The organism is Mycobacterium riyadhense (assembly GCF_963853645.1).
Taxonomy (GTDB): Bacteria; Actinomycetota; Actinomycetes; order Mycobacteriales; family Mycobacteriaceae; genus Mycobacterium; species Mycobacterium riyadhense.
Genome location: NZ_OY970456.1, coordinates 4,879,162 through 4,905,187 on the forward strand (window position 1 = coordinate 4,879,162; position 26,026 = coordinate 4,905,187).

General features: G+C 75.2%; 12 protein-coding genes and 1 pseudogene. 3 read left to right on the plus strand and 10 right to left on the minus strand.

Translation table 11 applies throughout. From position 1 onward, the window contains the following. Nucleotides 1–342: 342 nt before the first annotated feature. Nucleotides 343–852, minus strand: a complete 510-nt coding sequence (locus AADZ78_RS21560; RefSeq protein WP_139828759.1) for a hypothetical protein — start codon at nt 850–852, stop codon at nt 343–345. Between the two features lie 662 nt (nt 853–1,514). Between AADZ78_RS21560 and AADZ78_RS21565 the strand changes: the two genes are divergently transcribed. Continuing rightward, the gene (locus AADZ78_RS21565) at nt 1,515–1,829 is read left to right on the plus strand and encodes a hypothetical protein (protein ID WP_239656696.1); all 315 of its coding nucleotides are present in this window, start codon (nt 1,515–1,517) and stop codon (nt 1,827–1,829) included. On the opposite strand, the gene AADZ78_RS21570 is transcribed toward AADZ78_RS21565, so the two are convergent. From AADZ78_RS21570 to AADZ78_RS29235, 3 genes are all read right to left on the minus strand, one after another. Next, nucleotides 1,824–2,357, minus strand: coding sequence for a GNAT family N-acetyltransferase (locus AADZ78_RS21570; protein WP_085250932.1), 534 nt, complete (start codon nt 2,355–2,357; stop codon nt 1,824–1,826). The two genes, AADZ78_RS21565 and AADZ78_RS21570, sit on opposite strands and share 6 nt — an antisense overlap. 105 nt (nt 2,358–2,462) lie before the next feature. Then, nucleotides 2,463–2,615: a hypothetical protein gene (locus tag AADZ78_RS21575; protein WP_204806093.1), complete on the minus strand. Its 153-nt coding sequence runs from the start codon at nt 2,613–2,615 to the stop codon at nt 2,463–2,465. Nucleotides 2,616–2,672: 57 nt separating this feature from the next. Next, nucleotides 2,673–2,801, minus strand: a complete 129-nt coding sequence (locus tag AADZ78_RS29235) for a hypothetical protein (protein ID WP_372510536.1) — start codon at nt 2,799–2,801, stop codon at nt 2,673–2,675. Between the two features lie 50 nt (nt 2,802–2,851). On the opposite strand from AADZ78_RS29235, the gene AADZ78_RS21585 reads away from it, so the two are divergent. After that, the gene (locus AADZ78_RS21585; RefSeq protein ID WP_139828758.1) at nt 2,852–3,067 is read left to right on the plus strand and encodes a hypothetical protein; all 216 of its coding nucleotides are present in this window, start codon (nt 2,852–2,854) and stop codon (nt 3,065–3,067) included. A gap of 136 nt (nt 3,068–3,203) precedes the next feature. Here the strand turns inward: AADZ78_RS21585 and AADZ78_RS21590 are convergent, their stop codons facing one another. Then, nucleotides 3,204–7,964, minus strand: a complete 4,761-nt coding sequence (locus AADZ78_RS21590; protein ID WP_204903343.1) for a PE family protein — start codon at nt 7,962–7,964, stop codon at nt 3,204–3,206. Between the two features lie 433 nt (nt 7,965–8,397). Next, nucleotides 8,398–9,114, minus strand: a pseudogene (locus AADZ78_RS21595) (aldehyde dehydrogenase family protein); the annotation flags it as partial. Between AADZ78_RS21595 and AADZ78_RS29240 the strand changes: the two are divergent. Further along, complete coding sequence (locus AADZ78_RS29240; protein ID WP_372510565.1) at nt 9,002–9,268, plus strand: hypothetical protein; 267 nt, start codon at nt 9,002–9,004, stop codon at nt 9,266–9,268. The pseudogene AADZ78_RS21595 and the gene AADZ78_RS29240 sit on opposite strands and share 113 nt — an antisense overlap. Before the next feature lie 34 nt (nt 9,269–9,302). On the opposite strand, the gene AADZ78_RS21605 is transcribed toward AADZ78_RS29240, so the two are convergent. The 4 genes from AADZ78_RS21605 to AADZ78_RS29245 form a co-directional block, all read right to left on the minus strand. Further along, nucleotides 9,303–9,449 (minus strand): hypothetical protein, encoded by a 147-nt coding sequence (locus tag AADZ78_RS21605; RefSeq protein WP_169726290.1) that lies wholly within the window; start codon nt 9,447–9,449, stop codon nt 9,303–9,305. Between the two features lie 58 nt (nt 9,450–9,507). Next, on the minus strand, nt 9,508–17,823 hold the full coding sequence (locus AADZ78_RS21610; RefSeq protein WP_341343617.1) for a PE family protein: 8,316 nt from the start codon (nt 17,821–17,823) through the stop codon (nt 9,508–9,510). A 322-nt stretch (nt 17,824–18,145) separates the two neighbouring features. After that, nucleotides 18,146–23,143: a hypothetical protein gene (locus AADZ78_RS21615; RefSeq protein ID WP_423752187.1), complete on the minus strand. Its 4,998-nt coding sequence runs from the start codon at nt 23,141–23,143 to the stop codon at nt 18,146–18,148. Next, entirely contained in the window at nt 23,028–26,012 is a 2,985-nt protein-coding gene (locus AADZ78_RS29245; protein ID WP_423752176.1) for a PE family protein, read from the minus strand. The genes AADZ78_RS21615 and AADZ78_RS29245 overlap by 116 nt, the downstream gene beginning before the upstream one ends. Nucleotides 26,013–26,026 lie beyond the last annotated feature (14 nt).

A 26,026-nucleotide genomic window follows, 5' to 3' on the forward strand; every position in this document is an offset into this window, starting at 1 on the left:
GCCTGTGCAATTCGTTTTGCTGCCTTTGAGGCCCGTGATCCGAAGCGTTGCCGCCCACTATGAACGCCGAAGCGAACCCTACGATTTCCTCGACACCGTCGGCTGCTCGAGATTGGAGCATAACGACGACACCATCGCTGCAGCGACAGCGGCGGAAACCGTGGCCACTGGGGTTCGATGAAAGCCGTTCAGGAGATGCTGGCCCCGGAGGAGAACGTTCCACACGATCCCAGCTCCGACGACGACGCCGGCGACGAGCTCGAATACGGCATCAGGTGGCTCCCGTGAATCCAGCGCGGCGGGTATCCCCCACCCGCCGTGCCGCCGGAGTGGGCGATCGGGCTAAGTGGGCGTGAGCGTGAACGGCAACCAGTACATGCCTGGACCATCTCCGGGGCATCCGGGTGCGCCTACCGTGAAAGTCCGCTCTCCGTGGAAACTGCCGTCGCCGTTGGGAATCAGGAAGTCTGATCGGGTCGCCGTCACCGTGCCGCCGCCATCACAATGGAATGGATACTCCGAGCTCGATACCCACCGGTCGACAGCCCAGTGATAGTCGAAAAGGGAAGGCGCGTTTGGGTTTTCCTCCAACTTGTTCACTAGCAGCCAGTGCGCAGTACAGCCCGACGCATCACACGTCGTAGAGAAGCTGGCCGCTTGTGTCGATGGTTCCGAACCACGCGGCTGACCGTTGAAGGTCTGCTTCGCGTGGTCCAAGACGGTGTCGTATGAGCCAAAAAGCGGGACTGGTTGCGCTCGGTCGGCACTAGCCGCGGGCGCGGTGACAACCGTGGATGCCGAAGCCAGTGCTAGTGCCAGTGTCAGTGCCGGCGCAACGTATCTGAGCGTCATTGACGATTACCTTAGCGCGTTGGCTAGCTGGCCTTAGGTTGGCGCTTTCTCGTGCCACTGCGTTAGTCAAAACAGTGACCGACTCGTTGACCGGCTCCGATGCTCGCGGCTGCGGTGACGGTGCCTAAGGGCGTGACCCGTGGTGCCCGATCGCGGCGTCGGCTTGGCCCGTGTCGCGCTATTGGATGCCGCCAAAGCTGCCCCACATGGCCGACACCAGCTGCGGCAAACCACGTGGCCGGAGATCGACCAGCACCGCGATTTCATCGTGGCGATGCCCCGGGCTTTGGTGAATCGGCGGACGATCTGGCAGCGGGCTGCGTGACGAGCACAGCCTGACCGCCTCGGTCTCGTCGCTGAAGCGCTATATGGACGCCATCCTGCCTGAAGAGAGCATGCGGCAGCGGGTGACAGTGTTGCGCGAGGATCCGCCGACGGGTGAGGAAGCCCAGATCGACTACGGATATCTGGGGTCATGGACCGATGGGTGGGCCCAGGCGCCGGGTTTGGGCGTTCGTGATGGTGCTGGCGTTGTCGCGGTTGATGTTTGTGCGCCCGGTGCTGAGTTTGGATCAGCGAGCCTGGACGCAATGCCATGTCGGGGCGTTTCGGTTCTTCGGCGGTGTCCCGAAGCGGTTGGTGCCGGATAACCTGGGCACCGGGTGGAGCGCCCGGACCTGTATGACCCGAAGATCAACCGTTCCTGCGCCGAATTATGTTGCCATTACGGCACGTTGGTTGATCGCGCCCGGGCCGGCAAGCCAACGACAAACCGCGGGTGGAAGGCCGATGCCCTATGTGCGGGATTTGTTTGGCGGGGCCGGGAGTGGAGCTCGCTGACCCAGATGCAGCTCGCCGCCGTGGTGTGGTGCCGCGACGTGGCGGGGCGCCGCTCGTGTCGGCCGCTGCAGGGCGCTTCGGCGATGTCGGTGTTCGTAGCGGTCGAGGTCAAGTCGTTGATCTTGACAGGATTATGAAGGGCGGGACAATAACCCATATACCCACCAGTCGCGTGGTTGGCCTTTTCGATATGCCCGCTGACGTAACATTCCTTCTCTCTCGAAACCTATTTTGAGTGCCACGGCGTTCGACCTCTCATTTCCCACAATTACCCAGCCCTCGATTCGGTGTATGGCTAGTTGATCAAATCCCCATTGGCACAATCTTCGCGCTGCTTCGATGGTGAATCCGCCATTGCGACAATCCGGCGCAGTCCAATAGCCGAGTTCTACGACTCCGCGCAGATGGGTTTTCATTAGCGCACAGGTGCCGGCAAGCTGATCCGTTGCGGTGTCATAAAATCCGAAGCCGTAAGTGGTGTCTTCGGCCCAGCCGACGGCTGAGTCGGCAATAAATTTGCGAGCATCTTCGTGAGTATATGGCACTGGGAACGGCAAATAATCCACTATCAGTGGATCGTTACAGGCTTGAACGATGGCATCCTCGTCGGCCGACGTCACGCAATGTAAGACTAAGCGGTCGGTCGCCAATACTGGAGGCTTCATAATACGCAATTGTCGAGGACCAAGGGGCCATTGTCAACGAGTCGCGATTAGGTCCCGGGGAACGGCGTCTATTCGTATTATCCTCGCGCAGCCACTAGCGCTTGATTAGTCCGTGCCGGCTGCGCCGGTAGTGCCGGTGTTGCCGCCCTTTCCGCCGCCCCCGCCGGCGAAACCAGTGGGACCGGCGTCACCAGACCCACCACATCCGAGGCGATCGACACATACGACATCAAGGACTCCGCCATCCCAGGGCGACACCCACACCATCGCTACTCTGAGTTGATTACATCGCAGTTGACGCGTGTTTGACGAATGTCAACGACGGGGACGTATACCCGACCGCCACCGCGTCTCGGCTTTTAGATGAGCATCGGCGATCGCGTCGGGTTGGGCGAAGATGGTGCGGACCGCAGCGGCGACCATCTCCGCAGACCCCTTGGGCACCTGGGCGAGCATGTTGGGCCGGAAATGAAACTTTTGCCGACGTTCGGATTATGCCGATCGACATTCGAGAAAGGCCCGCAACGCATCCGATGGGTCTGCGCTCGATCGCGTCGCGGCTCAAGGGTTTTCCGGTTCGCGTGAGAAGACTGGATCCGTTGGTTGCGGTGCAAGAAGCGAAAATTGGCCCCACCAACGACATTTCACACATCACAGCGCAGATCATCATCAGATGCGTCACAAACTTCCAGCTGCGCCGACTGTCGTAGGCGTGTCTCGTAGGACACCGAGATTTGTTTGGTGCATCCCGTGGGTCTGATGCGCCTACCGGGCACACCCGCAGCGGCAGTGTCGCCCTTGATCGGTAAGCCCTCCTGGCAGGAATCCCGAACGCCGGGCTTGTGGTTACCCGTGCGCGCCTGCTTTGCCGGCTGCGCCTTGAGCGCCGTGGGCGCCTTGGGCGCCGGCGGCCCCGGGGGCACCGGGGAGGGCCGTGCCGGAGGTGGCGCCCGCAGCTCCGGCGGCACCGCCTGCACCGCCGGTGCCGCCGGCCCCGGCGATTCCGGCGGCACCTCCGGCTCCGCCAACGCCCGTGGTGGGGCCAGCTCCGCCATGGCCGCCGTTACCGCCGTTGCCGGCTGCACCGCCGGCGGCGCCATAGCCGCCGTTGCCGCCATTGCCGCCGTTGCCGCTGTGGTTCGGGAAGATCGGATCCGTGGAGGTGCCGAAGCCGCCGTTGCCGCCGTTGCCGCCGGCGCCGCCGTCGGCGCCGTTGCCGCCGTTGCCGCCGACGCCACCGATGCCGCCGGCCCCGCCGGTGACGCCGGTCAAGTCACCGATCGTGCCCGCGGCCCCGCCCGCTCCACCGCCCCCGCCGTTGCCGCCGCCCCCGCCGGGGCCGAAGTCCGCCGTGGCGCTACCGCCGGCCCCTCCGTTGCCGCCGTGGCCGCCGCGACTACCCAAGTGGCTGTTGCCGACCCCCCCGGTGCCGCCGTTGCCGCCGACGCCGCCGGCACCGGCAGCACCGCCGTTACCGCCCGCGCCGCCGTCGCCCTGGGTAAACGACGTGTCTTGAATGCTGCCGCCGTTGCCGCCGTTGCCGCCATTCCCGCCGGAGCCCCCGGTGCCGCCGTCGCCGCCAGTACCCCCATGGCCGTTGGCGAAGTCACCGCCTCCTGCACTCTGAATGCCACCGCCGGTTCCGCCGAGGCCGCCATCGGCGCCGTTGCCGCCGGTTCCGCCTTGGCCGCCATTGCCACCAATCATGGTGCCTGAGGACCCAGGTGGTAGTGCTGCGGTGCCGCCGTGGCCGCCAGTGCCGCCGGTTGTCCCGGGCAAAATGCCGTTCACACCGGGCCCCCCGTTGCCGCCCTTGCTGACCCCGTCCGCGCCGGGGGTGCCGCTAGCTGCGGTGCCGTCCACATTGTGAACGGGGTTTGCACCGTTGGCGCCGTTGCCGCCGTTGCCGCCTTGGCCGCCTTGGCCGCCGTTACCGGCGGTGCCGAGGTGGCCGGCGGCGCCGCCGGCGCCGGCGGCGCCGCCTTGCCCGCCGTTGCCGCCGCTACCGCCGATACCGCCGGCGCCGCCGGCGCCGCCCCAGGAGCTGGGGAGGTTGGCAGGGGCGGATAAGCCGAGACCGCCTTGGCCGCCTTTGCCGCCGACGCCGCTGTTACCGCCGTTGCCGCCGTTGCCGCCTGTCCCGCCGGCCGCGCCGCCAACGCCCCCGTCGCCGGCAGCCCCGCCAGTGCCTCCGGCGCCCGCGTTGGGGTGGATGCCCTCACCGGCAGCACCCAGGCCACCAGTGCCGCCGTCCCCGCCGTTGCCGCCTTGGCCGCCGTTGCCGGCGTTGCCGCCGGCCCCGCCCGCGGCGCCGCCTTGACCGCCTTGGCCGCCAGCCCCGCCGGCGGTACCGGCGCCGCCGGTTCCGCCGGTGCCGAAGGTGCCGGTGGTGCCGGTGCCGCCGTTGCCGCCGGTGCCGCCGGTGCCGCCGAGTCCACCGTCACCGCCTTGGCCGGTGGCGCCGGTGACACCGCCCAAACCGCCGGAGGCACCGCCCTGGCCGGCTTGTCCGCCCTGTCCACCCTGCCCACCGGCCCCGCCGGTGGCGCCCGCCGCGGTGGCATCGCCAGCCACCCCGGAGCCACCGTGGCCACCGAGGCCGCCGGCACCGCCACGCCCACCCGCGCCGCCGTCGCCGGCGTTGTTGCCGCCGACGTCGAAGCCTCCTTGCCCGCCGGGTCCGCCCGCGCCGCCGGCGAATCCGGTGCCGCCCGTAGCGCCGCTGCCCGCCGAAGCGTCCATGCCGGCGCTGCCGGTCCCGCCGAGCCCGCCGGTGCCGCCGGTGCCGCCCGCCCCGGAATCCCCGCTGATACCGCCCTGGCCGCCGGTCCCCGCCGCGCCGCCGGCACCGGAGTTCCCGCCGGCACCACCGATACCGCCGGTGCCCCCGGCCGAGCCGGCCAGCGTGCCTGAGCCACCGGCACCGCCGTGGCCACCCTGACCACCCACGCCGCCGGCGCCGCCGGCGCCGTTGAAGCCGCCGGGTGCGCTGTCGCCGCCCTGCCCGCCCTGCCCGCCCGCACCGCCGGCGTAGCCGGTACCGCCTTGGGCGGCACTGTGGGCGAACCCATCCACGCCAGCGCTACCCACGCCGCCGGTGCCACCGCTACCACCGATGCCACCCCAACCGACACCGCCGTCACTGCCACCACTGCCGCCGGCGCCGGCCGCCCCGCCGATGCCCGCCGCACCACCTTGGCCGCCGTGTCCGCCGGTCCCACCGACCGAGCCGGCCAGGGTGCCCGAACCGCCAGTGCCGCCGTCGCCGCCGAAACCACCAACCCCACCCCGACCGCCGTCGCCGTTAACCCCGCCCGGGGCGGCATCCCCACCTCGGCCGCCGGTACCGCCCTGCCCACCGGCATACCCGGCGCCGCCCTGAGCACCGGTGGCCGCGGCCGCGTCAACCCCGGCGCTGCCGGCCCCGCCCTGGCCGCCCTGCCCTCCAGCACCACCGCTACCAGCCACACCGCTGATCCCCCCGACACCGCCGCTACCCGCCGCCCCACCGGCCCCGGCCGTCCCGCCCGTACCACCGATACCACCGACACCGCCAGCCGAACCCGCGACCGTGCCCGACCCACCGGTGCCGCCCTGTCCGCCGACACCCCCGCGGCCGCCGGACCCGCCATCGCCGTTGATCCCGCCGGCGTAGGTGCCACCACCTTGTCCGCCGGCCCCGCCGGTACCGCCGGTGTCGCCGGTGCCGCCCTGCGCGGCGCTACCCAGGCCGGCATCAAGACCCCCATCCCCAGCGCCGCCGGCACCGCCGGTACCACCGGTGCCGCCGACCCCGGCGCTACCGAGGCTGCCGCCGGCCCCGCCGGTACCGGCCTTACCGCCGGCCCCAGCGTGCCCACCGGTGCCACCGCTACCACCGGCCCCGGCGGGTCCGGTGTCACTGGACGCCCCAGCACCACCCACACCACCGGCGCCGCCCGCGCCGCCGAGCCCACCGGAACCGTTGATGCCGTCGGGGCCGGCGTCACCGCCCGCACCGCCGTCGCCGCCAGCCCCCCCGGCGAAACCGGTGCCGCCTTGATCACCACTGCCCACGACCGCGTCGACTCCCTGGCTGCCGGCCCCGCCCGCGCCGCCCTGCCCGCCAGTTCCTCCGGCGCCGGCCTTGCCCATCACACCGCCACTTCCGCCGGTGCCGGCCGCGCCGCCAGCGCCGGCCAACCCGCCTTGGCCGCCGGTGCCGCCGTGGCCGCCGACCGAACCCGCCAGGGTGCCCGAACCACCGGCCCCGCCGACACCACCGGCGCCGCCCGCACCGCCCAGGCCGCCGCTACCCCCGACCCCGCCGGCAAAACTGCTACCGCCCACACCGCCGACCCCACCGGCACCACCGGCGAAGCCGGCACCACCCACCTCGCCGGTGTTGGCCTGGGCGTCGAGGCCGTGGCTGCCGACCCCGCCATCCCCACCTTGTCCGCCGGTCCCGCCCGCACCCGCCGCCCCCGCCGCACCATCAAAACTCAACAATCCCCGTGCCCCACCGGCCCCACCGTGGCCGGCGTTTCCACCGGCACCTCCAGCACCGCCGGTGCCGCCGATACCACCCAAACCGGCCAGATCCCCGCTCACCCCGGTCCCGCCGGTGCCGCCGGCCCCACCGGCCCCACCCAGACCACCGGAACCACCAGCACCTAACAGCAGGGCGCCGGATCCGCCGGCCCCGCCGTCACCGCCGGACCCGCCCACACCACCGACCCCGCCCGGCGCCACAGCAGCCGCACCGGCACCACCCGCGCCACCGATACCGCCGGCACCGCCACCAGCCAACAAGCCGCCGGCACCACCAACACCACCCGCGCCACCCTCACCACCCGGGATCACCAGCGTGCCCGGGATCCCGGCCCCACCGGCACCCCCACTACCGCCCGCGCCGAACAACAACTCCGCACGCCCACCCGCCCCCCCGATGCCGCCACCGGCCCCGCCGGCGCCGCCGTCACCGCCGCCACCCCAGATCCAGCCACCGTTACCGCCAGCCCCACCCGTGCCACCCCCGACACCCCCGACACCGCCGACACCGCCCCGACCGAACAACCAGCCCCCGCCACCACCAGCCCCACCCATCGCACCCCCAGCACCACCAGCACCCCCGGTCCCGCCATTACCCCACAACCCCGCCGAACCACCAGCCCCACCAGCCTGCCCCGCAGCCCCCGCCGCCCCCGCCCCACCACTGCCCCACAACCACCCACCATCCCCACCCGCCCCACCCGGACTGCTCGCATTCGCCCCATCACCAATCAACGGACGCCCAAACAACCCCTGACTCGGCGCATTCACCAACCCCAACACCACCTGCGCCGCATTAGACGCCTCCGCCGACCCATACGCACCCGCCCCCGCACCCAACGCCTGCACAAACCGCTCATGAAACCCCGCCACCTGCACACTCAACGCCTGATACTCCACGCCATAGGCACCAAACAACGCCGCAATCGCCGCCGACACCTCATCACCGCCAGCGGCCACCACCGCCGTGGTCGACGACGCCGCCGCCACATTGGCCGCACTCACCGCCGCACCCACACCCGCCACCTCCCGGGCAGCCATCGCCAGCACATCCGGAGCAATCACCACATACGACATCAAGGACTCCTGCCATCTCACGGCGACACACACATCGCCACGCCACCATCCGCGGTGTCGACACACGCTCAACACATATATCGACGCGCGTAAACAATAAGAGCGTATTGCCCGCTCCCCCACCCTGTCCCCGTTTTCACCACAACAAGGAAAAGCCGGTGGTATTCGAACTTTCGCGGCGAAAACACGTGATATCGACGCGGGCGCGAGCATGGTGAGGCGGGGCCCGCGATCGAGCGCATGCGCCCCGCCGGGGCCAGGTTGTTCGCCGGCGCGGACGCCGCCGAGGGCGTGCAGGCGTTCGTTGCGCCGCCGCAGCCACACCACCAGGGCCGCTAGCCGTTTCCTGGCTCCCCGATACGCGACTGCATCGCAGTGTTCGGCCGAGACGTACTTCGCTGTCCACGGCGTAGCCCATCGACATCAGCACCCTCTACTGCCGGGTGAAGCGCTCGACGCCTTCTAGCCCATTCGCCCGGCCGACGCCGGAATTCTCGTAGCCGCCGAAGGGACAGCAGGGATCAAAAGCGCACCAAATTGTTCGAGCTAGTTACGGTTGCGGATCTTCTCCGCAATCTCGATGCCCTTGGGGATGCCGGTAGTCCAGACAGCGCCCGCCAGCCCGTACGCCGAATCGTTGGCGATGATCGCGTCCTCCTCGGTGTCGTAACCGATGGCGGCGAGCACCGTCCGACGATCTCCTCCGGCGCGATCGTCATCTTGGTGTCGGGGTCGGCGAAGACGGTGGGCTGCACGAAACAGCCGTTGTCCAGCCCTCGGGACGCCTGCCGCCGCATACCACCCGGCGCCCTCGTCGATGCCGTTGGCGGTGCAGCCCTCGACCGGGGCGCGCTGCCTCTGCCAGATCCGCGAGCCGATCTCCTCGTCGAGGATGCTGGCCGCCGATTTCCCGCCGAGCTCCAATGTGCACGGCTTAAGCAAGTCCGCGGCGCGCCGACGATCTCCGTGCCGACCGCCGAGCTGCCGGTTCACAGTCTGCGTTCAACGGTGTTTCGGCAGCCGACCTGAGCACCACCGTGCAGCTGGCCAGCAGCGCCGGGCCCAGCTTGTTGTTCACCAGCAACAGCGGCACATTCCAGGCCACGATCGCGCCCACCACACCGATCGGCTCGCGATGGACGATCGTCCGCACCGTCCATCACGGAGTTGTCGAAAACCAGCAGCGACCACGGCGCTACCACGTCGTCTACCAGGGGCACACCTTGGGCCTGCCGTCAGCGAAGCCGTGCCGCCGGAACTGGCCCGGGTCATCTCCGCTCCATACGCTGACGTTCTTCGACTGACCGCAGGACTGACTGCATCGGGCCGTTCGGCCCGTCAGACTCCGAAGCTGACGCCGGTGCTTTCGGAGACGATCCAGAGCCGGCGCCGCCGCTCCTCGTCGTGGGGCTGAGCGTTGGACTTGACGAGCTTGACGTGGCCCCGTCGCTCGTCGAAACCGGCGGGGCCGAAGCCACACCCCACCCGGGTTCTCCTCGCATACAGCTGATACGCCTGCTACCAACGTCTTGACCGGGTCTTGCTAGAGGATATGGCCGTCCTGCCCGTTGGCGCCCTGGTTACCGTCGTGGCCGCCGTCGTGGGCGAGCCCGGCGCTGCCGCCGGTGCCGCCGGGCCCGCCGGGCGCGGCCCTGCCGTCGCCGCCGTTGCCGCCATTGCCACCGTTGCCGCCGTTGCCGTCGATGACGCTGGCGCCAGTGCCGCCGATGATCCTGCCGCTGTTGCCGCCGCCTCCGCCGTTGCCACCGGCCCCGCCCGTACCGCCGGTACCGATGCCAGTCGGCGCGCCGCCGGCGCCGCCGAGGCCGCCGGTACCGCCGTTGCCGCCGGTGCCGCTCGTGCCCGACTTTCCGGAGCCCTCGCTGTCGAAGTTGCCGCCTTGGCCGCCCGCCCCGCCGGCGCCAGCAGCGCCGCCGTTGCCGGCGTTGCCGAAACTGGAAGCGCCTTTTCCTCCGCCGCCGCCGTTGCCGCCGCCCCCGCCAGCGCCGCCGTTGCCTTGTGCGAAGGCGGTGCCGCCCTGGCCACCGGCCCCACCCACGCCGCCCTGGCCGCCGCCCCCGCCGTTGCCTGCCTTGCCGGTGCCAGAGCCGGCAGCCCCGCCGTTACCCGCTAGACCGCCGGTGCCGCCGGCACCCCCGTGACCACCGTCCCCGCTGTTGTTGTCGCCGCCGACGCCGCCGTGGCCACCGGCTCCGCCGGCTCCGCCGGTGCCGCCGGCGCCGTTGGTTCCGCCAATAGCTGCCGCGCCGCCGGTGCCGCCGGTCCCGCCGACACCGCCGGTGCCGCCGTTGGCGCCGTTGCCGCCAGGGAGGTTGGTACCGTCGCCGCCGGTGCCGCCGCCGCCGGTCCCGCCTGCGCCGCCGGCGCCGCCGGCGCCGCCGGTACCGGTACCGCTGGCGTTGCCGCCCTGGCCACCCGCGCCTCCGTGGCCGCCGGCACCGGAGGTGCCCGGCGCTCCCCAGCCGATCCCGCCGTAACCAGCTTGTCCGCCGGCGCCGCCGGTGCCACCTTGACCACCGTTCCCGACGGAACCGACGCCCGCGGCGCCGGTACCGCCTTGACCGCCGACCCCGCCGCTGCCGCCGGCCCCGGAGGCACCGTTGGGTCCTCCATTGCCGTAGCCGCCGCCGCCGCCGCTGCCGCCGGTACCGCCGCTGCCGCCGGCGCCGCCGCTATGACCAGTGCCGGCCAGGCCGACCCCGCCGTTGCCGCCGTTGCCGCCGACACCGCCTGCGCCGCCTGCGCCGCCGCTGCCGAGGTGGCCACCGGTGCCGGCGTCGCCGCCTTGACCGCCGTGGCCCGCCGCGCCGCCGGCGCTCCCGGCGCCGGCGCCGCTCCCGTTGTCCGCGGCACCCGAGCTGCCGTTGCCGCCGTTTCCGCCAGTACCACCGACCCCGCCACTGCCGGCTGTGCCGTCTTTGACGGTGCCGGTGCTGGCATTGCCGCCCTTGCCGCCGTGGCCGCCGTGGCCACCCGCGCCGGCGGTAAACCCGTTGCCGCCGGCGCCGCCATTGCCGCCGTTGGCGCCCGCGCCGCCGTGGCCGCCCACGAGGGTCGACGGACCGCCGTTACCGCCATTGCCGCCGGTGCCGCCGTCTCCGCCGGCACCGGCGGTTCCGCCGACGCCGCCGGTGCCCGCGTTGCCGCCGGCACCGCCCTGGCCGCCGTCGCCACCACGGGTGCCGTTCCCACCGCTGAAGAAGTTGTCGCCGCCGTTGCCGCCTTGGCCGCCGACCCCGCCGTGGCCGCCCGCCCCGCCGTTGCCGTTGATTCCGCCAGCACTGGTCGCGCCGCCCGTGCCGCCGGTGCCGCCGGCTCCGGCCCTGCCGCCGTCTCCGCCGCCGTCGGAGCCTTTACCGGTACCACCGGTTCCGCCGTTCCCACCGACGCCAGCGTCGCCGCCGGCGCCGCCCGTCCCGGCCGTGCCTACCGTGCCGGTCGCTCCGCCGGTCCCGCCGTTACCGCCGTCACCACCATGACCGCCGGGTTGGGCGCCGAAGCCGTCGTCGTTGAAGCCCGAGCCGCCGTTGCCGCCGGTCCCGCCGTGGCCGCCGGCGCCGCCGTTGCCCCTAATACCGGCGGTGCCGCCGGCGTTGCCCCCGGTGCCGCCGTTGCCGCCGTGGCCACCTTGACGGCCGACATGACCAGAGCCAGCCTGGCCGGTGCCGCCCTGACCTCCGTTGCCGCCGGCGCCGGCGTTACCGCCGTTGCCCACGGTGCCGCCGCTGCCGCCCGCGCCGGTTGCTCCGCCGTTGCCGCCGTTGCCGCCCTGACCGCCGTTGCCGCCGTTGCCGGCGCCGCTGCCGGTGTCGGCGTGGCCGTTGCCGCCCTGTCCGCCTTTGCCGCCGTTGCCGGCGTTGCCGCCGTTGCCGCCGGTGCCGCCGCTGCCGATTGTTCCGGCTGCTCCGCCGGCGCCGCCGTCACCGCCGTTACCACCGGCGCCGCCGGCTGCGTCGATGCCCCCGGCGCCGCCGTTGCCGCCGTTGCCGCCGTGGCCCCCGGCCCCGCCGCTGCCGCTATTACCGGCCGCACCGCCGGCGTTTCCGCCGGTGCCGCCGGCACCGCCGTGGCCCGCGTTGCCGCCGGCGCCGCCGTTCGTGTTGTCGATGCCGTCACCGCCGGTGCCGCCGTTGCCGCCGACCCCGCCGTTGCCCACCTTTGCTCCGCTGCCGGCCGTGGCGGCGGTGCCGCCGGTGCCGCCGGTGCCGCCGGCGCCGCCGGCGCCTGCGCCGGCCGGGGCGTTGGGCAGGACGCTGCCGCCATGTCCGCCGTTGCCGCCGTTGCCGCCGTTGCTGCTGGTGCCTGCGATGCCGGTAGCGCCGCCGGCGTTGCCGCCTTGGCCGCCACGGCCGCCTTGGCCGCCGTTGCCGCCGGTGTGGCCGCTGCCAAGGGCGGCGTCGGCGCCTTGTCCGCCGTTACCGGCGGTGCCGGCGTTGCCGCCGCTGCCGACGGCGCCGCCGCTGCCGATGGTGCCGGCCGCGCCGCCGTTCCCGCCGCTGCCGGCGTTACCGCCAGCACCGCCGTTGCCGGCGCCGGTTCCGGTGTCGGCGTGGCCTGAACCGCCGTTACCGCCGGCGCCGCCGTGACCGCCGGCCCCTCCGTTGCCGCTGGTGCCGGTGGTACCGCCGGCGTTACCGCCAGTGCCACCGGCACCGCCCGCACCACCGTTACCGCCGGCCACGCCGGTGTGGTCGATGCCGTTGCCGCCATTGCCGCCGTTGCCGCCGACCCCGCCGTTGCCCACCTTTGCGCCGCTGCCGACCGTGGCGGCGGTGCCGCCGGCGCCGCCGTTGCCGCCAGCCCCACCGGCCCCACTACCGGCGAGCGCACCCCCCGTGCCGCCGGTGCCGCCGTTGCCCCCGGTGCCGCCATTGCTGCTGGTACCTGCGATGCCGGCAGCGCCGCCGGCGTTGCCGCCTTGGCCGCCGTGGCCGCCGGTGCCACCTTGGCCGCCGGCGTGACCGATGACGACGGCGCCGTCGGCGCCTTGTCCGCCGTTACCGGCGGTGCCGGCGTTGCCGCCGTTGCCGACGGTGCCGCCGCTGCCGATGGTGCCGGCCGCGCCGCCGCTGCCGCCATTGCCGGCGGTACCGCCGGCCCCGCCGTTACCGGCGCCGGTTCCGGTGTCGGTGCGGCCTGAGCCGCCAGTGCCGCCGTTGCCGCCTTGTCCGCCGTTGCTGCTGGTGCCCGCGGTGCCGGTAGCGCCGCCGGCGTTGCCGCCTTGGCCGCCGTGGCCGCCTTGGCCGCCGTTGCCGCCGGTGTGGCCGCTGCCAGGGGCGGCGTCGGCGCCTTGTCCACCGTTACCGGCGGTACCGGCATTACCACCGTTGCCGACGGCGCCGCCGCCGCCAATGCTGCCGGCCGCGCCACCGGTGCCGCCGCCACCGCCGGTGCCGCCGGCACCGCCGTTACCGGCGCCGGTTCCGGTGTCCGCGTGGCCCGAGCCGCCGTGGCCGCCGGCGCCGCCGTAGCCACCGTGTCCGCCGTTGCCGCTGGTGCCCGTGGCGCCACCGGCGCTTCCACCGGTGCCACCGGCACCGCCGGCCCCGCCATTACCGCCGGCCCCGCCGGTGTGGGCCCCACCATCGAGACCATTACCGCCGGCGCCGCCGTTGCCGCCGACCCCGCCGTTGCCCACCTTTGCCCCGCTGCCGACCGAGGCCGCGGTACCGCCGGTGCCACCGGCCCCGCCGGCACCACCGGCCCCAGCACCGCCCGGAGCACCCCCCGTGCCGCCGGTGCCGCCTTGTCCGCCGGTGCCGCCGTTGCTGCTGGTGCCCGCGATGCCAGCAGCGCCGCCGGCGTTGCCGCCTTGGCCGCCGTGACCGCCTTGTCCGCCTTGGCCGCCGGTGTGACCGCTGCCAACGGCGGCGTCGGCGCCCTGTCCACCGTTACCGGCGGTACCGGCATTACCACCGTTGCCGACGGCGCCGCCGCCGCCGATGCTGCCGGCCGCGCCGCCGCTGCCGCCGCCGCCGGCGTTGCCGCCGGCACCGCCGTTACCGGCGCCGGTTCCGGTGTCCGCGTGGCCCGAACCGCCGCTTCCGCCGGCACCGCCGGTGCCACCGTGTCCGCCGTTGCCGCTGGTGCCCGTGGCGCCACCGGCGCTTCCACCGGTGCCACCGGCACCGCCAGCCCCGCCATTACCGCCGGCCCCGCCGGTGTGGGCCCCACCATCGAGACCATTACCGCCGGCGCCGCCGTTGCCGCCGACCCCGCCGTTGCCCACCTTTGCCCCGCTGCCGACCGAGGCCGCGGCGCCGCCGGTGCCACCGGCCCCGCCGGCACCACCGGCCCCAGCACCGCCCGGAGCACCCCCCGTGCCGCCGGTGCCGCCTTGTCCGCCGGTGCCGCCGTTGCTGCTGGTGCCCGCGATGCCAGCAGCGCCGCCGGCGTTGCCGCCTTGGCCGCCGTGACCGCCTTGTCCGCCTTGGCCGCCGACGTGACCGCTACCAACGGCGGCGTCGGCGCCCTGTCCACCGCTACCCGCGGTGCCGGCGTTACCACCATTGCCGACAGTGCCGCCACCGCCGATGCTGCCCGCCGCGCCACCGCTGCCGCCGCCGCCGGCGTTACCGCCGGCACCGCCGTTACCCGCGCCGGCTCCGGTGTCCGCGTGGCCCGAACCGCCGTGGCCGCCGGCGCCACCGTGACCGCCGACCCCACCGCTGCCGCTGGTGCCAGAGGCGCCGCCAGCACTTCCACCGCTGCCACCGGCACCGCCGGCCCCGCCATTACCGCCGGCTACGCCGGTGTGGGCCCCACCATCGAGACCATTACCGCCGGCGCCACCGTTGCCGCCGACCCCACCGTTGCCCACCTTTGCCCCGCTGCCGACCGAGGCCGCGGCACCGCCGGTGCCACCGGCCCCGCCGGCCCCACCGGCCCCAGCACCGCCCGGAGCACCACCCGTGCCACCGATGCCGCCTTGTCCGCCGGTGCCGCCGTTGCTGCTGGTGCCCGCGATGCCAGCAGCGCCGCCGGCGCTGCCGCCTTGGCCGCCGTGACCGCCATGTCCGCCCTGGCCGCCGGTGTGACCGCTACCAACGGCGGCGTCGGCGCCCTGTCCACCGCTACCCGCGGCCCCGGCGCTACCACCATTGCCGACAGTGCCGCCGCCGCCAATGCTGCCCGCCGCGCCGCCGCTGCCGCCGCCGCCGGCGTTGCCGCCAGCACCGCCGTTACCCGCGCCGGTTCCGGTGTCCGCGCGGCCCGAGCCGCCGTGGCCGCCGGTACCACCGTGACCGCCGACCCCACCGCTGCCGCTGGTGCCAGAGGCGCCGCCAGCGTTACCACCGCTGCCACCGGCACCGCCGGCCCCGCCATTACCGCCGGCCGCGCCGGTGTGGGCCCCACCATCGAGACCATTACCGCCGGCGCCACCGGCCCCGCCGTTGCCGCCGTTGCCGGCAACCCCAGCTGCGCCGGTGCTGCCGCCGGTGCCGCCGGATGCTCCGCCGGCTCCCGCGAGCCCGCCTTTTCCGCCCGCGCCGCCTTGTCCGCCTTGTCCGCCGGCGGTGGTGGCGCTGCCGGTGGTGCCCGAGCCGCCGGCCCCGCCGTGTCCGCCGGTGCCGCCGGTCCCACCGGTGCCGCCGTCACCGTTGATGCCTCCGATGCCGGCGTGACCACCGGCGCCGCCGGCCCCGCCGGCCCCACCTGCAAACCCGGTGCCGCCGGTCGCGCCGGTACCCGCGGCGGCGTCGCTACCAACCGAACCGGCCCCGCCGTGACCACCGGTGCCGCCCTGACCGCCGGTGCCCGCATTGCCAGCCGTCCCGCCGATACCCCCGGTACCGACCGCACCACCCGCGCCAGCAGCCCCGCCGGTGCCGCCGATCCCGCCGACGCCACCGGCCGACCCACCGATGGTGCCGCTGCCGCCGGCCCCACCGGCACCGCCCGTCCCGCCGGTGCCGCCGGTCCCGCCGGTTCCGTTGATACCTCCAACCCCGGTGTTGCCACCGGCCCCACCGGCCCCGCCGGCACCGCCGGTATCACCGGTGCCGCCCTGTTCGGCGGAACCCGCAGCCGCGTCAAGACCGTGATCCCCGGTGCCACCGGTACCGCCCATCCCGCCAGTACCACCGGTGCCCGCGCGACCAGACGCCCCGCCCGAGCCGCCGACCCCGGCGGCGCCACCAGCTCCAGCGTCGCCGCCGACCCCGCCGACACCACCGACACCGGCCGGCCCGGTGACACTTGACCCGCCCGCTCCACCCGCTCCGCCAATGCCGCCGGCCCCGCCGAGACCACCAGAGCCGTTAATGCCCCCCACCGCGGCCTGACCGCCTTGACCGCCGGTACCGCCGGCCCCACCAGCAAACCCGGTGCCGCCGGTGGCGCCAGAGCCCGCGGCGGCATCCGAGCCTTGGCTGCCCGCCCCACCCTGACCGCCGACTCCCCCGACCCCGCCAGTGCCCGCACCACCGGCCGCGCCATTAGCGCTCAATAGCCCGCGAGCCCCGCCAGCCCCGCCATGACCGGCGCTGCCACCCGCACCGCCGGTGCCGCCGTCACCGCCGACGCCGCCCAGCCCAGCCACCGCGCCATCGGCGCCGGTCCCGCCGCCACCGCCGATCCCCCCGACTCCGCCGGTCCCGCCCTGTCCGCCGGCACCCAGCAGCAGCGCCCCGCCGCCCCCAACGCCGCCATTACCGCCGGCCCCGCCGACCCCGCCGGTCCCGCCGACCGCGGTGCTAGTAGTGCCGTTGCCGCCGACCCCGCCGGCCCCACCGGCCCCACCAGGGGCCAACAAGCCTCCAGCTCCGCCGGCCCCACCGTCCCCACCGGCCCCGCCGCTGGTGCCGGGAACAACCGCATCAAAACCCGCTCCGCCAGCCCCGCCGGCCCCGCCAGCACCGAACAGCCATTCCGCACGCCCACCAGCCCCTCCGGTCCCGCCACCGATCCCGCCGACACCGCCGACCCCGCCGCCGCCCCACACCAGCCCGCCGCTACCCCCGACACCGCCGGCCCCACCGCCGGCACCACCGGCACCACCGGCCCCACCAACCCCCAACAACCACCCGCCAGCCCCACCGGCCCCACCGGTCGCCCCACCAGCACCCCCAGCCCCGCCGGCCCCGCCATTACCCCACACCAGCCCGCCGTTACCCCCGATACCGCCGGTCCCGGCGCCGGTCCCGCCGGCCCCGCCTGTCGCACCGCCCGAACCACCGGCACCGCCGGCCCCCCCGTTACCCCACACCAGCCCGCCGCTACCCCCGATACCGCCGGTCCCGGCGCCGGTCCCGCCGGCACCACCGGCCCCACCAACCCCCAACAACCACCCGCCAGCCCCGCCGGCCCCACCGGTCGCCCCACCAGCACCCCCAGCCCCGCCGGCCCCGCCATTACCCCACAACCCCGCCGACCCGCCAGCCCCGCCGGCCTGCCCGACCGCCCCCGCCGCCCCGGCACCACCACTGCCCCACAACCACCCACCATCCCCACCCGCCCCACCCGGGGTGCTCGCATTCGCCCCATCACCAATCAACGGACGGCCGAACAACCCCTGACTCGGCGCATTAACCACACCCAGCACCACCTGCGCCGCGTTGGCTGCCTCCGCCGAACCATAAGCTGCGCCCCCAACCGCCAAAGTCTGCACAAACCGCTCATGAAACCCCGCCACCTGCACACTCAACGCCTGATACTCCACGCCATAGGCACCAAACAACGCCGCAATCGCCGCCGACACCTCATCACCAGCCGCAGCCACCAACACCGTGGTCGACGATGCCGCCGCCGCGTTCGCCGCACCCACCGACACACCAATACCCGCCACCTCCCGGGCAGCCATCGCCAGCACATCCGGAGCAATCACCACATACGACATCAAGGACTCCTGCCATCCCAGCGCGATACACACACCATTGCCACTCACCATCCGCGGTGTTGACACACGACTAACGCATATCTCGACATGCGTAAACAATAAGAGCGTATTGCCCGATCGCCCTTTACGTCACGGATTTCCAAATAACAAGGGAAAGTGCTAGTTGCTCGATCCTTCTGCAGCCGACACCGGTGGCGGGCGGCGCAAGCACGGGAGGTTCACTGCCAACGCCTCGAGCCAAGCGCTGCCCCCGGCCGCGAGTGATAGCTGGTGTTGTGAGTTGTCAGCGGCCAGGGGATTGGTAGGGAGCGTGACCGTGAAGCTAGAGGTTGCTCCCGTCCTGACCGTTGGCGCCCCGCTTACCGTCGTGGCCGCCTTGGTAGCCAGGCCCGCCGGTGCCGCCGGTGCCGCCGTGCCCGCCGGTCGCGCTCCTGCCGTTGCCGCCGTTGCCGCCGTGTCCGCCGTCGCCGCCGTCGCCGCCGTTGCCAGGGCCGCTAAGGACCTTGCCGCCGGCGCCGCCGCCGCCGCCGGAGCCGCCGGCGCCGCCGCTGCCGCCGGTACCGGTGCCAGTGGGCGCGCCGCCGGAGCCGCCGAGGCCGCCAGTACCGCCCGTGCCGCCGGTACCGGCCCTGCCCCCCTTTCCGGTGCCAAGGTCGTCGAGGTTGCCGCCGCTTCCGCCCGTTCCGCCGGCGCCGGCAGCGCCGCCGTTGCCGGCGTTGGCGTTGGTGCCCACACCGGCAGCGCCTTGCCCGCCGCCGCCGCCGGTGCCGCCGGTGCCGCCGGTGCCGGCGTTGCTGCCGCCATAGCCGTTGCCGCCGTGGCCGCCCGTCCCACCCATGCCGCCGTGACCGCCGGCACCGCCGCTGCCTGCTTTGCCGGCGCCGAAGCCAGCGGTCCCGCCGTTACCCGCTAGGCCGCCGGTACCGCCGGTGCCGCCTGCGGCGCTGTTGCCGCCGTCGCCGCCGGTGCCGCCGGTGCCGCCGGTGCCGCCGTTGCCGTTGGTGCCGCCACTAGCGGCTAGGCCGCCGGTGCCGCCGCGGCCGCCGGCACCGCCGGTGCCGCCGGAACTGCCCTGGTGGGAGTTGCCGAACGCGCCGTTGCCGCCGCCACCACCGGTGCCGCCGGTGCCGCCGGCACCGGCTGTGCCGGTACCGCTGGCGTTGCCGCCCTGGCCACCCGCGCCTCCGTGACCGCCAGTCCCGCTGGTGCCCGGCGCGCCGAAGTCGCCGCCGCCAATCGCGCCGTTACCCGCTTGTCCGCCGGTGCCGCCGGCGCCGCCGGCCCCGCCGTTACCAACGGATCCGATGCCTGCGGCGCCGGTACCGCCGGTGCCGCCGGCCCCGCCGTTGCCGCCGGTCCCGCCTTTGCCGTCGATTCCTCCATACCCGTCGCCGCCGACACCGCCGTGGCCGCCGGCGCCGCCGATGCCGCCGACACCGCCGCTGTGACCGGTGCCGGCCAAGCCGGCGGCGCCGTCGCCGCCGCTACCGCCCACACCGCCGGTGCCGCCGGCGCCGCCGCTGGCGGGGTGGCCGCCCTTGCCGGCGGTGCCGCCTCGGCCGCCGTTGCCGGCCGCGCCGCCGATGCCGCCGTTGCCGGCCCCGGCCCCGGTGTCCGCGGCGCCCGAGCTGCCGTTGCCGCCGTTGCCGCCGTTGCCGCCGGTGCCGCCGCTGCCAACGGTGCCGTCTTTGAGGACGCCGATATCGGCGTTGCCGCCGTTTCCGGCCGCGCCGCCGTTGCCACCCGCGCCCGCTATGAACCCGTTGCCGCCGTTGCCGCCGGAGCCGCCGGAGCCGCCATTGCCGGCGTCATAACCGTAACCAAGCAAGTTCGCAGTGCCGAGGCCACCGTTGCCGCCGTGGCCGCCGGTTCCGCCGGTCCCGCCGATTCCACCGGTCCCGCCGGTGCCCGCGTTGCCGCCGGCACCACCGTGGCCGCCGTCGCCACCACGGGCGCCCTGGCCGGCGTACGCAGCGTCGAATTCACCGGTGCCGCCGATCCCGCCTTGGCCGCCAGCCCCGCCGTTACCGTTGGTTCCACCAGCGTTGGCCGCGCCGCCCGCGCCGCCGGTGCCGCCGGCTCCGCCATTGCCACCGGCGGCAGTGGTTCCGTTAGCGCCGGCGCCTCCGCCGTTACCGCCAGCACCGGCGTTTCCGCCGGTACCGCCGGTCCCGGCCGTTCCTACCGTGCCGGCCGCTCCGCCGCTACCACCGTTACCGCCACTACCACCAGCGCCGCCGGGCTGGTCGTGGCTTCCAACGTCATAGCCAGCGGCGCCGTTGCCGCCGGCGCCGCCGTGGCCGCCGGCCCCACCGTTGCCCCTGGTACCGGCTGTGCCGCCGGCGTTACCGCCGGTGCCGCCTTGGCCGCCGTGACCACCTTGACCGCCGGCATGACTGAGGAAGTTGGTACCGCCGCCTTGGCCGCCGTTACCGGCGGCGCCGGCGTTGCCGCCGTTGCCGACGGTGCCGCCGCTGCCGATGGTGCCGGCCGCGCCGCCATTGCCACCGTTGCCGCCGTTACCCCCGACACCGCCGTTGCCGGCGCCGCTGCCGGTGTCGGTGCGGCCTGAGCCGCCAGTGCCGCCGTTGCCGCCTTGTCCGCCGTTGCTGCTGGTGCCCGCGGTGCCGGTAGCGCCGCCGGCGTTGCCGCCTTGGCCGCCGTGGCCGCCTTGGCCGCCGTTGCCGCCGGTGTGGCCGCTGCCAGGGGCGGCGTCGGCGCCTTGTCCGCCGTTACCGGCGGTGCCGGCGTTGCCGCCGTTGCCGACGGCGCCGCCGCCGCCAATGCTGCCGGCCGCGCCACCGGTGCCGCCGCCACCGCCGTTGCCGCCGGCACCGCCGTTACCGGCGCCGGTTCCGGTGTCCGCGTGGCCCGAACCGCCGTGGCCGCCGGCGCCGCCGTAGCCACCGTGTCCGCCGTTGCCGCTGGTGCCCGTGGCGCCGCCGGCGCTTCCACCTTGGCCGCCGGCACCGCCGGCCCCGCCATTACCGCCGGCTACGCCGGTGTGGGCCCCACCATCGAGACCATTACCGCCGGCGCCACCGTTGCCGCCGACCCCGCCGTTGCCCACCTTTGCCCCGCTGCCGACCGAGGCCGCGGCGCCGCCGGTGCCACCGGCCCCGCCGGCACCACCGGCCCCAGCACCGCCCGGAGCACCACCCGTGCCACCGGTGCCGCCATGTCCGCCGGTGCCGCCGTTGCTGCTGGTGCCCGCGATGCCAGCAGCGCCGCCGGCGCTGCCGCCTTGGCCGCCGTGGCCGCCTTGTCCGCCCTGGCCGCCGGTGCGCCCGCTGCCAGGGGCGGCGTCGGCGCCTTGTCCACCGTTACCGGCGGTACCGGCATTACCACCGTTGCCGACGGCGCCGCCGCTGCCGACGGCGCCGGCCTTTCCGCCGTTGCCGCCGCCACCGCCGGTGCCGCCGGCACCGCCGTTACCGGCGCCGGTTCCGGTGTCCGCGTGGCCCGAGCCGCCGTGGCCGCCGGCGCCGCCGTAGCCACCGTGTCCGCCGTTGCCGCTGGTGCCCGTGGCGCCACCGGCGCTTCCACCGGTGCCACCGGCACCGCCGGCCCCGCCATTACCGCCGGCCCCGCCGGTGTGGGCCCCACCATCGAGACCATTACCGCCGGCGCCGCCGTTGCCGCCGACCCCGCCGTTGCCCACCTTTGCCCCGCTGCCGACCGAGGCCGCGGTACCGCCGGTGCCACCGGCCCCGCCGGCACCACCGGCCCCAGCACCGCCCGGAGCACCCCCCGTGCCGCCGGTGCCGCCTTGTCCGCCGGTGCCGCCGTTGCTGCTGGTGCCCGCGATGCCAGCAGCGCCGCCGGCGTTGCCGCCTTGGCCGCCGTGACCGCCTTGTCCGCCTTGGCCGCCGGTGTGACCGCTGCCAACGGCGGCGTCGGCGCCCTGTCCACCGTTACCGGCGGTACCGGCATTACCACCGTTGCCGACGGCGCCGCCGCCGCCGATGCTGCCGGCCGCGCCGCCGCTGCCGCCGCCGCCGGCGTTGCCGCCGGCACCGCCGTTACCGGCGCCGGTTCCGGTGTCCGCGTGGCCCGAGCCGCCGTGGCCGCCGGCGCCGCCGTAGCCACCGTGTCCGCCGTTGCCGCTGGTGCCCGTGGCGCCACCGGCGCTTCCACCGGTGCCACCGGCACCGCCGGCCCCGCCATTACCGCCGGCCCCGCCGGTGTGGGCCCCACCATCGAGACCATTACCGCCGGCGCCGCCGTTGCCGCCGACCCCGCCGTTGCCCACCTTTGCCCCGCTGCCGACCGAGGCCGCGGTACCGCCGGTGCCACCGGCCCCGCCGGCACCACCGGCCCCAGCACCGCCCGGAGCACCCCCCGTGCCGCCGGTGCCGCCTTGTCCGCCGGTGCCGCCGTTGCTGCTGGTGCCCGCGATGCCAGCAGCGCCGCCGGCGTTGCCGCCTTGGCCGCCGTGACCGCCTTGTCCGCCTTGGCCGCCGGTGTGACCGCTGCCAACGGCGGCGTCGGCGCCCTGTCCACCGTTACCGGCGGTACCGGCATTACCACCGTTGCCGACGGCGCCGCCGCCGCCGATGCTGCCGGCCGCGCCGCCGCTGCCGCCGCCGCCGGCGTTGCCGCCGGCACCGCCGTTACCGGCGCCGGTTCCGGTGTCCGCGTGGCCCGAACCGCCGCTTCCGCCGGCACCGCCGGTGCCACCGTGTCCGCCGTTGCCGCTGGTGCCCGTGGCGCCACCGGCGCTTCCACCGGTGCCACCGGCACCGCCGGCCCCGCCATTACCGCCGGCCCCGCCGGTGTGGGCCCCACCATCGAGACCATTACCGCCGGCGCCGCCGTTGCCGCCGACCCCGCCGTTGCCCACCTTTGCCCCGCTGCCGACCGAGGCCGCGGCGCCGCCGGTGCCACCGGCCCCGCCGGCACCACCGGCCCCAGCACCGCCCGGAGCACCCCCCGTGCCGCCGGTGCCGCCTTGTCCGCCGGTGCCGCCGTTGCTGCTGGTGCCCGCGATGCCAGCAGCGCCGCCGGCGTTGCCGCCTTGGCCGCCGTGACCGCCTTGTCCGCCTTGGCCGCCGGTGTGACCGCTACCAACGGCGGCGTCGGCGCCCTGTCCACCGTTACCCGCGGTGCCGGCGTTACCACCATTGCCGACGGCGCCGCCACCGCCGATGCTGCCCGCCGCGCCGCCGCTGCCGCCGCCGCCGGCGTTACCGCCGGCACCGCCGTTACCGGCGCCGGCTCCGGTGTCCGCGTGGCCCGAACCGCCGTGGCCGCCGGCGCCACCGTGCCACCGCCGACCCGCCGCTGCCGCTGGTGCCAGAGGCGCCGCCAGCACTTCCACCGCTGCCACCGGCACCGCCGGCCCCGCCATTACCGCCGGCCCCGCCGGTGTGGGCCCCACCATCGAGACCATTACCGCCGGCGCCGCCGTTGCCGCCGACCCCGCCGTTGCCCACCTTTGCCCCGCTGCCGACCGAGGCCGCGGCGCCGCCGGTGCCACCGGCCCCGCCGGCACCACCGGCCCCAGCACCGCCCGGAGCACCCCCCGTGCCGCCGGTGCCGCCTTGTCCGCCGGTGCCGCCGTTGCTGCTGGTGCCCGCGATGCCAGCAGCGCCGCCGGCGCTGCCGCCTTGGCCGCCGTGACCGCCTTGTCCGCCTTGGCCGCCGGTGTGACCGCTACCAACGGCGGCGTCGGCGCCCTGTCCACCGCTACCCGCGGTGCCGGCGTTACCACCATTGCCGACAGTGCCGCCACCGCCAATGCTGCCCGCCGCGCCGCCGCTGCCGCCGCCGCCGGCGTTACCGCCAGCACCGCCGTTACCCGCGCCGGCTCCGGTGTCCGCGTGGCCCGAGCCGCCGTGGCCGCCGGCGCCACCGTGACCGCCGACCCCACCGCTGCCGCTGGTGCCAGAGGCGCCGCCAGCGTTACCACCGCTGCCACCGGCACCGCCGGCCCCGCCATTACCGCCGGCCGCGCCGGTGTGGGCCCCACCATCGAGACCATTACCGCCGGCGCCACCGGCCCCGCCGTTGCCGCCGTTGCCGGCAACCCCAGCTGCGCCGGTGCTGCCGCCGGTGCCGCCGGATGCTCCGCCGGCTCCCGCGAGCCCGCCTTTTCCGCCCGCGCCGCCTTGTCCGCCTTGTCCGCCGGCGGTGGTGGCGCTGCCGGTGGTGCCCGAGCCGCCGGCCCCGCCGTGTCCGCCGGTGCCGCCGGTCCCACCGGTGCCGCCGTCACCGTTGATGCCTCCGATGCCGGCGTGACCACCGGCGCCGCCGGCCCCGCCGGCCCCACCTGCAAACCCGGTGCCGCCGGTCGCGCCGGTACCCGCGGCGGCGTCGCTACCAACCGAACCGGCCCCGCCGTGACCACCGGTGCCGCCCTGACCGCCGGTGCCCGCATTGCCAGCCGTCCCGCCGATACCCCCGGTACCGACCGCACCACCCGCGCCAGCAGCCCCGCCGGTGCCGCCGATCCCGCCGACGCCACCGGCCGACCCACCGATGGTGCCGCTGCCGCCGGCCCCACCGGCACCGCCCGTCCCGCCGGTGCCGCCGGTCCCGCCGGTTCCGTTGATACCTCCAACCCCGGTGTTGCCACCGGCCCCACCGGCCCCGCCGGCACCGCCGGTATCACCGGTGCCGCCCTGTTCGGCGGAACCCGCAGCCGCGTCAAGACCGTGATCCCCGGTGCCACCGGTACCGCCCATCCCGCCAGTACCACCGGTGCCCGCGCGACCAGACGCCCCGCCCGAGCCGCCGACCCCGGCGGCGCCACCAGCTCCAGCGTCGCCGCCGACCCCGCCGACACCACCGACACCGGCCGGCCCGGTGACACTTGACCCGCCCGCTCCACCCGCTCCGCCAATGCCGCCGGCCCCGCCGAGACCACCAGAGCCGTTAATGCCCCCCACCGCGGCCTGACCGCCTTGACCGCCGGTACCGCCGGCCCCACCAGCAAACCCGGTGCCGCCGGTGGCGCCAGAGCCCGCGGCGGCATCCGAGCCTTGGCTGCCCGCCCCACCCTGACCGCCGACTCCCCCGACCCCGCCAGTGCCCGCACCACCGGCCGCGCCATTAGCGCTCAATAGCCCGCGAGCCCCGCCAGCCCCGCCATGACCGGCGCTGCCACCCGCACCGCCGGTGCCGCCGTCACCGCCGACGCCGCCCAGCCCAGCCACCGCGCCATCGGCGCCGGTCCCGCCGCCACCGCCGATCCCCCCGACTCCGCCGGTCCCGCCCTGTCCGCCGGCACCCAGCAGCAGCGCCCCGCCGCCCCCAACGCCGCCATTACCGCCGGCCCCGCCGACCCCGCCGGTCCCGCCGACCGCGGTGCTAGTAGTGCCGTTGCCGCCGACCCCGCCGGCCCCACCGGCCCCACCAGGGGCCAACAAGCCTCCAGCTCCGCCGGCCCCACCGTCCCCACCGGCCCCGCCGCTGGTGCCGGGAACAACCGCATCAAAACCCGCTCCGCCAGCCCCGCCGGCCCCGCCAGCACCGAACAGCCATTCCGCACGCCCACCAGCCCCTCCGGTCCCGCCACCGATCCCGCCGACACCGCCGACCCCGCCGCCGCCCCACACCAGCCCGCCGCTACCCCCGACACCGCCGGCCCCACCGCCGGCACCACCGGCACCACCGGCCCCACCAACCCCCAACAACCACCCGCCAGCCCCACCGGCCCCACCGGTCGCCCCACCAGCACCCCCAGCCCCGCCGGCCCCGCCATTACCCCACAACCCCGCCGACCCGCCAGCCCCGCCGGCCTGCCCGACCGCCCCCGCCGCCCCGGCACCACCACTGCCCCACAACCACCCACCATCCCCACCCGCCCCACCCGGGGTGCTCGCATTCGCCCCATCACCAATCAACGGACGGCCGAACAACCCCTGACTCGGCGCATTAACCACACCCAGCACCACCTGCGCCGCGTTGGCTGCCTCCGCCGAACCATAAGCTGCGCCCCCAACCGCCAAAGTCTGCACAAACCGCTCATGAAACCCCGCCACCTGCACACTCAACGCCTGATACTCCACGCCATAGGCACCAAACAACGCCGCAATCGCCGCCGACACCTCATCACCAGCCGCAGCCACCAACACCGTGGTCGACGATGCCGCCGCCGCGTTCGCCGCACCCACCGACACACCAATACCCGCCACCTCCCGGGCGGCCACAGCCAGCACATCCGGAGCGATCGACACATACGACATCAAGGACTCCTGCC

What these genes read in the sequence shown, in the direction of transcription:
- AADZ78_RS29245 (WP_423752176.1), bottom strand. Translation starts at nt 26,012, where the DNA reads ATGTCGTATGTGTCGATCGCTCCGGATGTGCTGGCTGTGGCCGCCCGG.
- AADZ78_RS21610 (WP_341343617.1), bottom strand. Translation starts at nt 17,823, where the DNA reads ATGTCGTATGTGGTGATTGCTCCGGATGTGCTGGCGATGGCTGCCCGG.
- AADZ78_RS21590 (WP_204903343.1), bottom strand. Translation starts at nt 7,964, where the DNA reads ATGTCGTATGTGGTGATTGCTCCGGATGTGCTGGCGATGGCTGCCCGG.
- AADZ78_RS21585 (WP_139828758.1), top strand. Translation starts at nt 2,852, where the DNA reads ATGCCGATCGACATTCGAGAAAGGCCCGCAACGCATCCGATGGGTCTG.
- AADZ78_RS21570 (WP_085250932.1), bottom strand. Translation starts at nt 2,357, where the DNA reads ATGAAGCCTCCAGTATTGGCGACCGACCGCTTAGTCTTACATTGCGTG.
- AADZ78_RS21560 (WP_139828759.1), bottom strand. Translation starts at nt 852, where the DNA reads ATGACGCTCAGATACGTTGCGCCGGCACTGACACTGGCACTAGCACTG.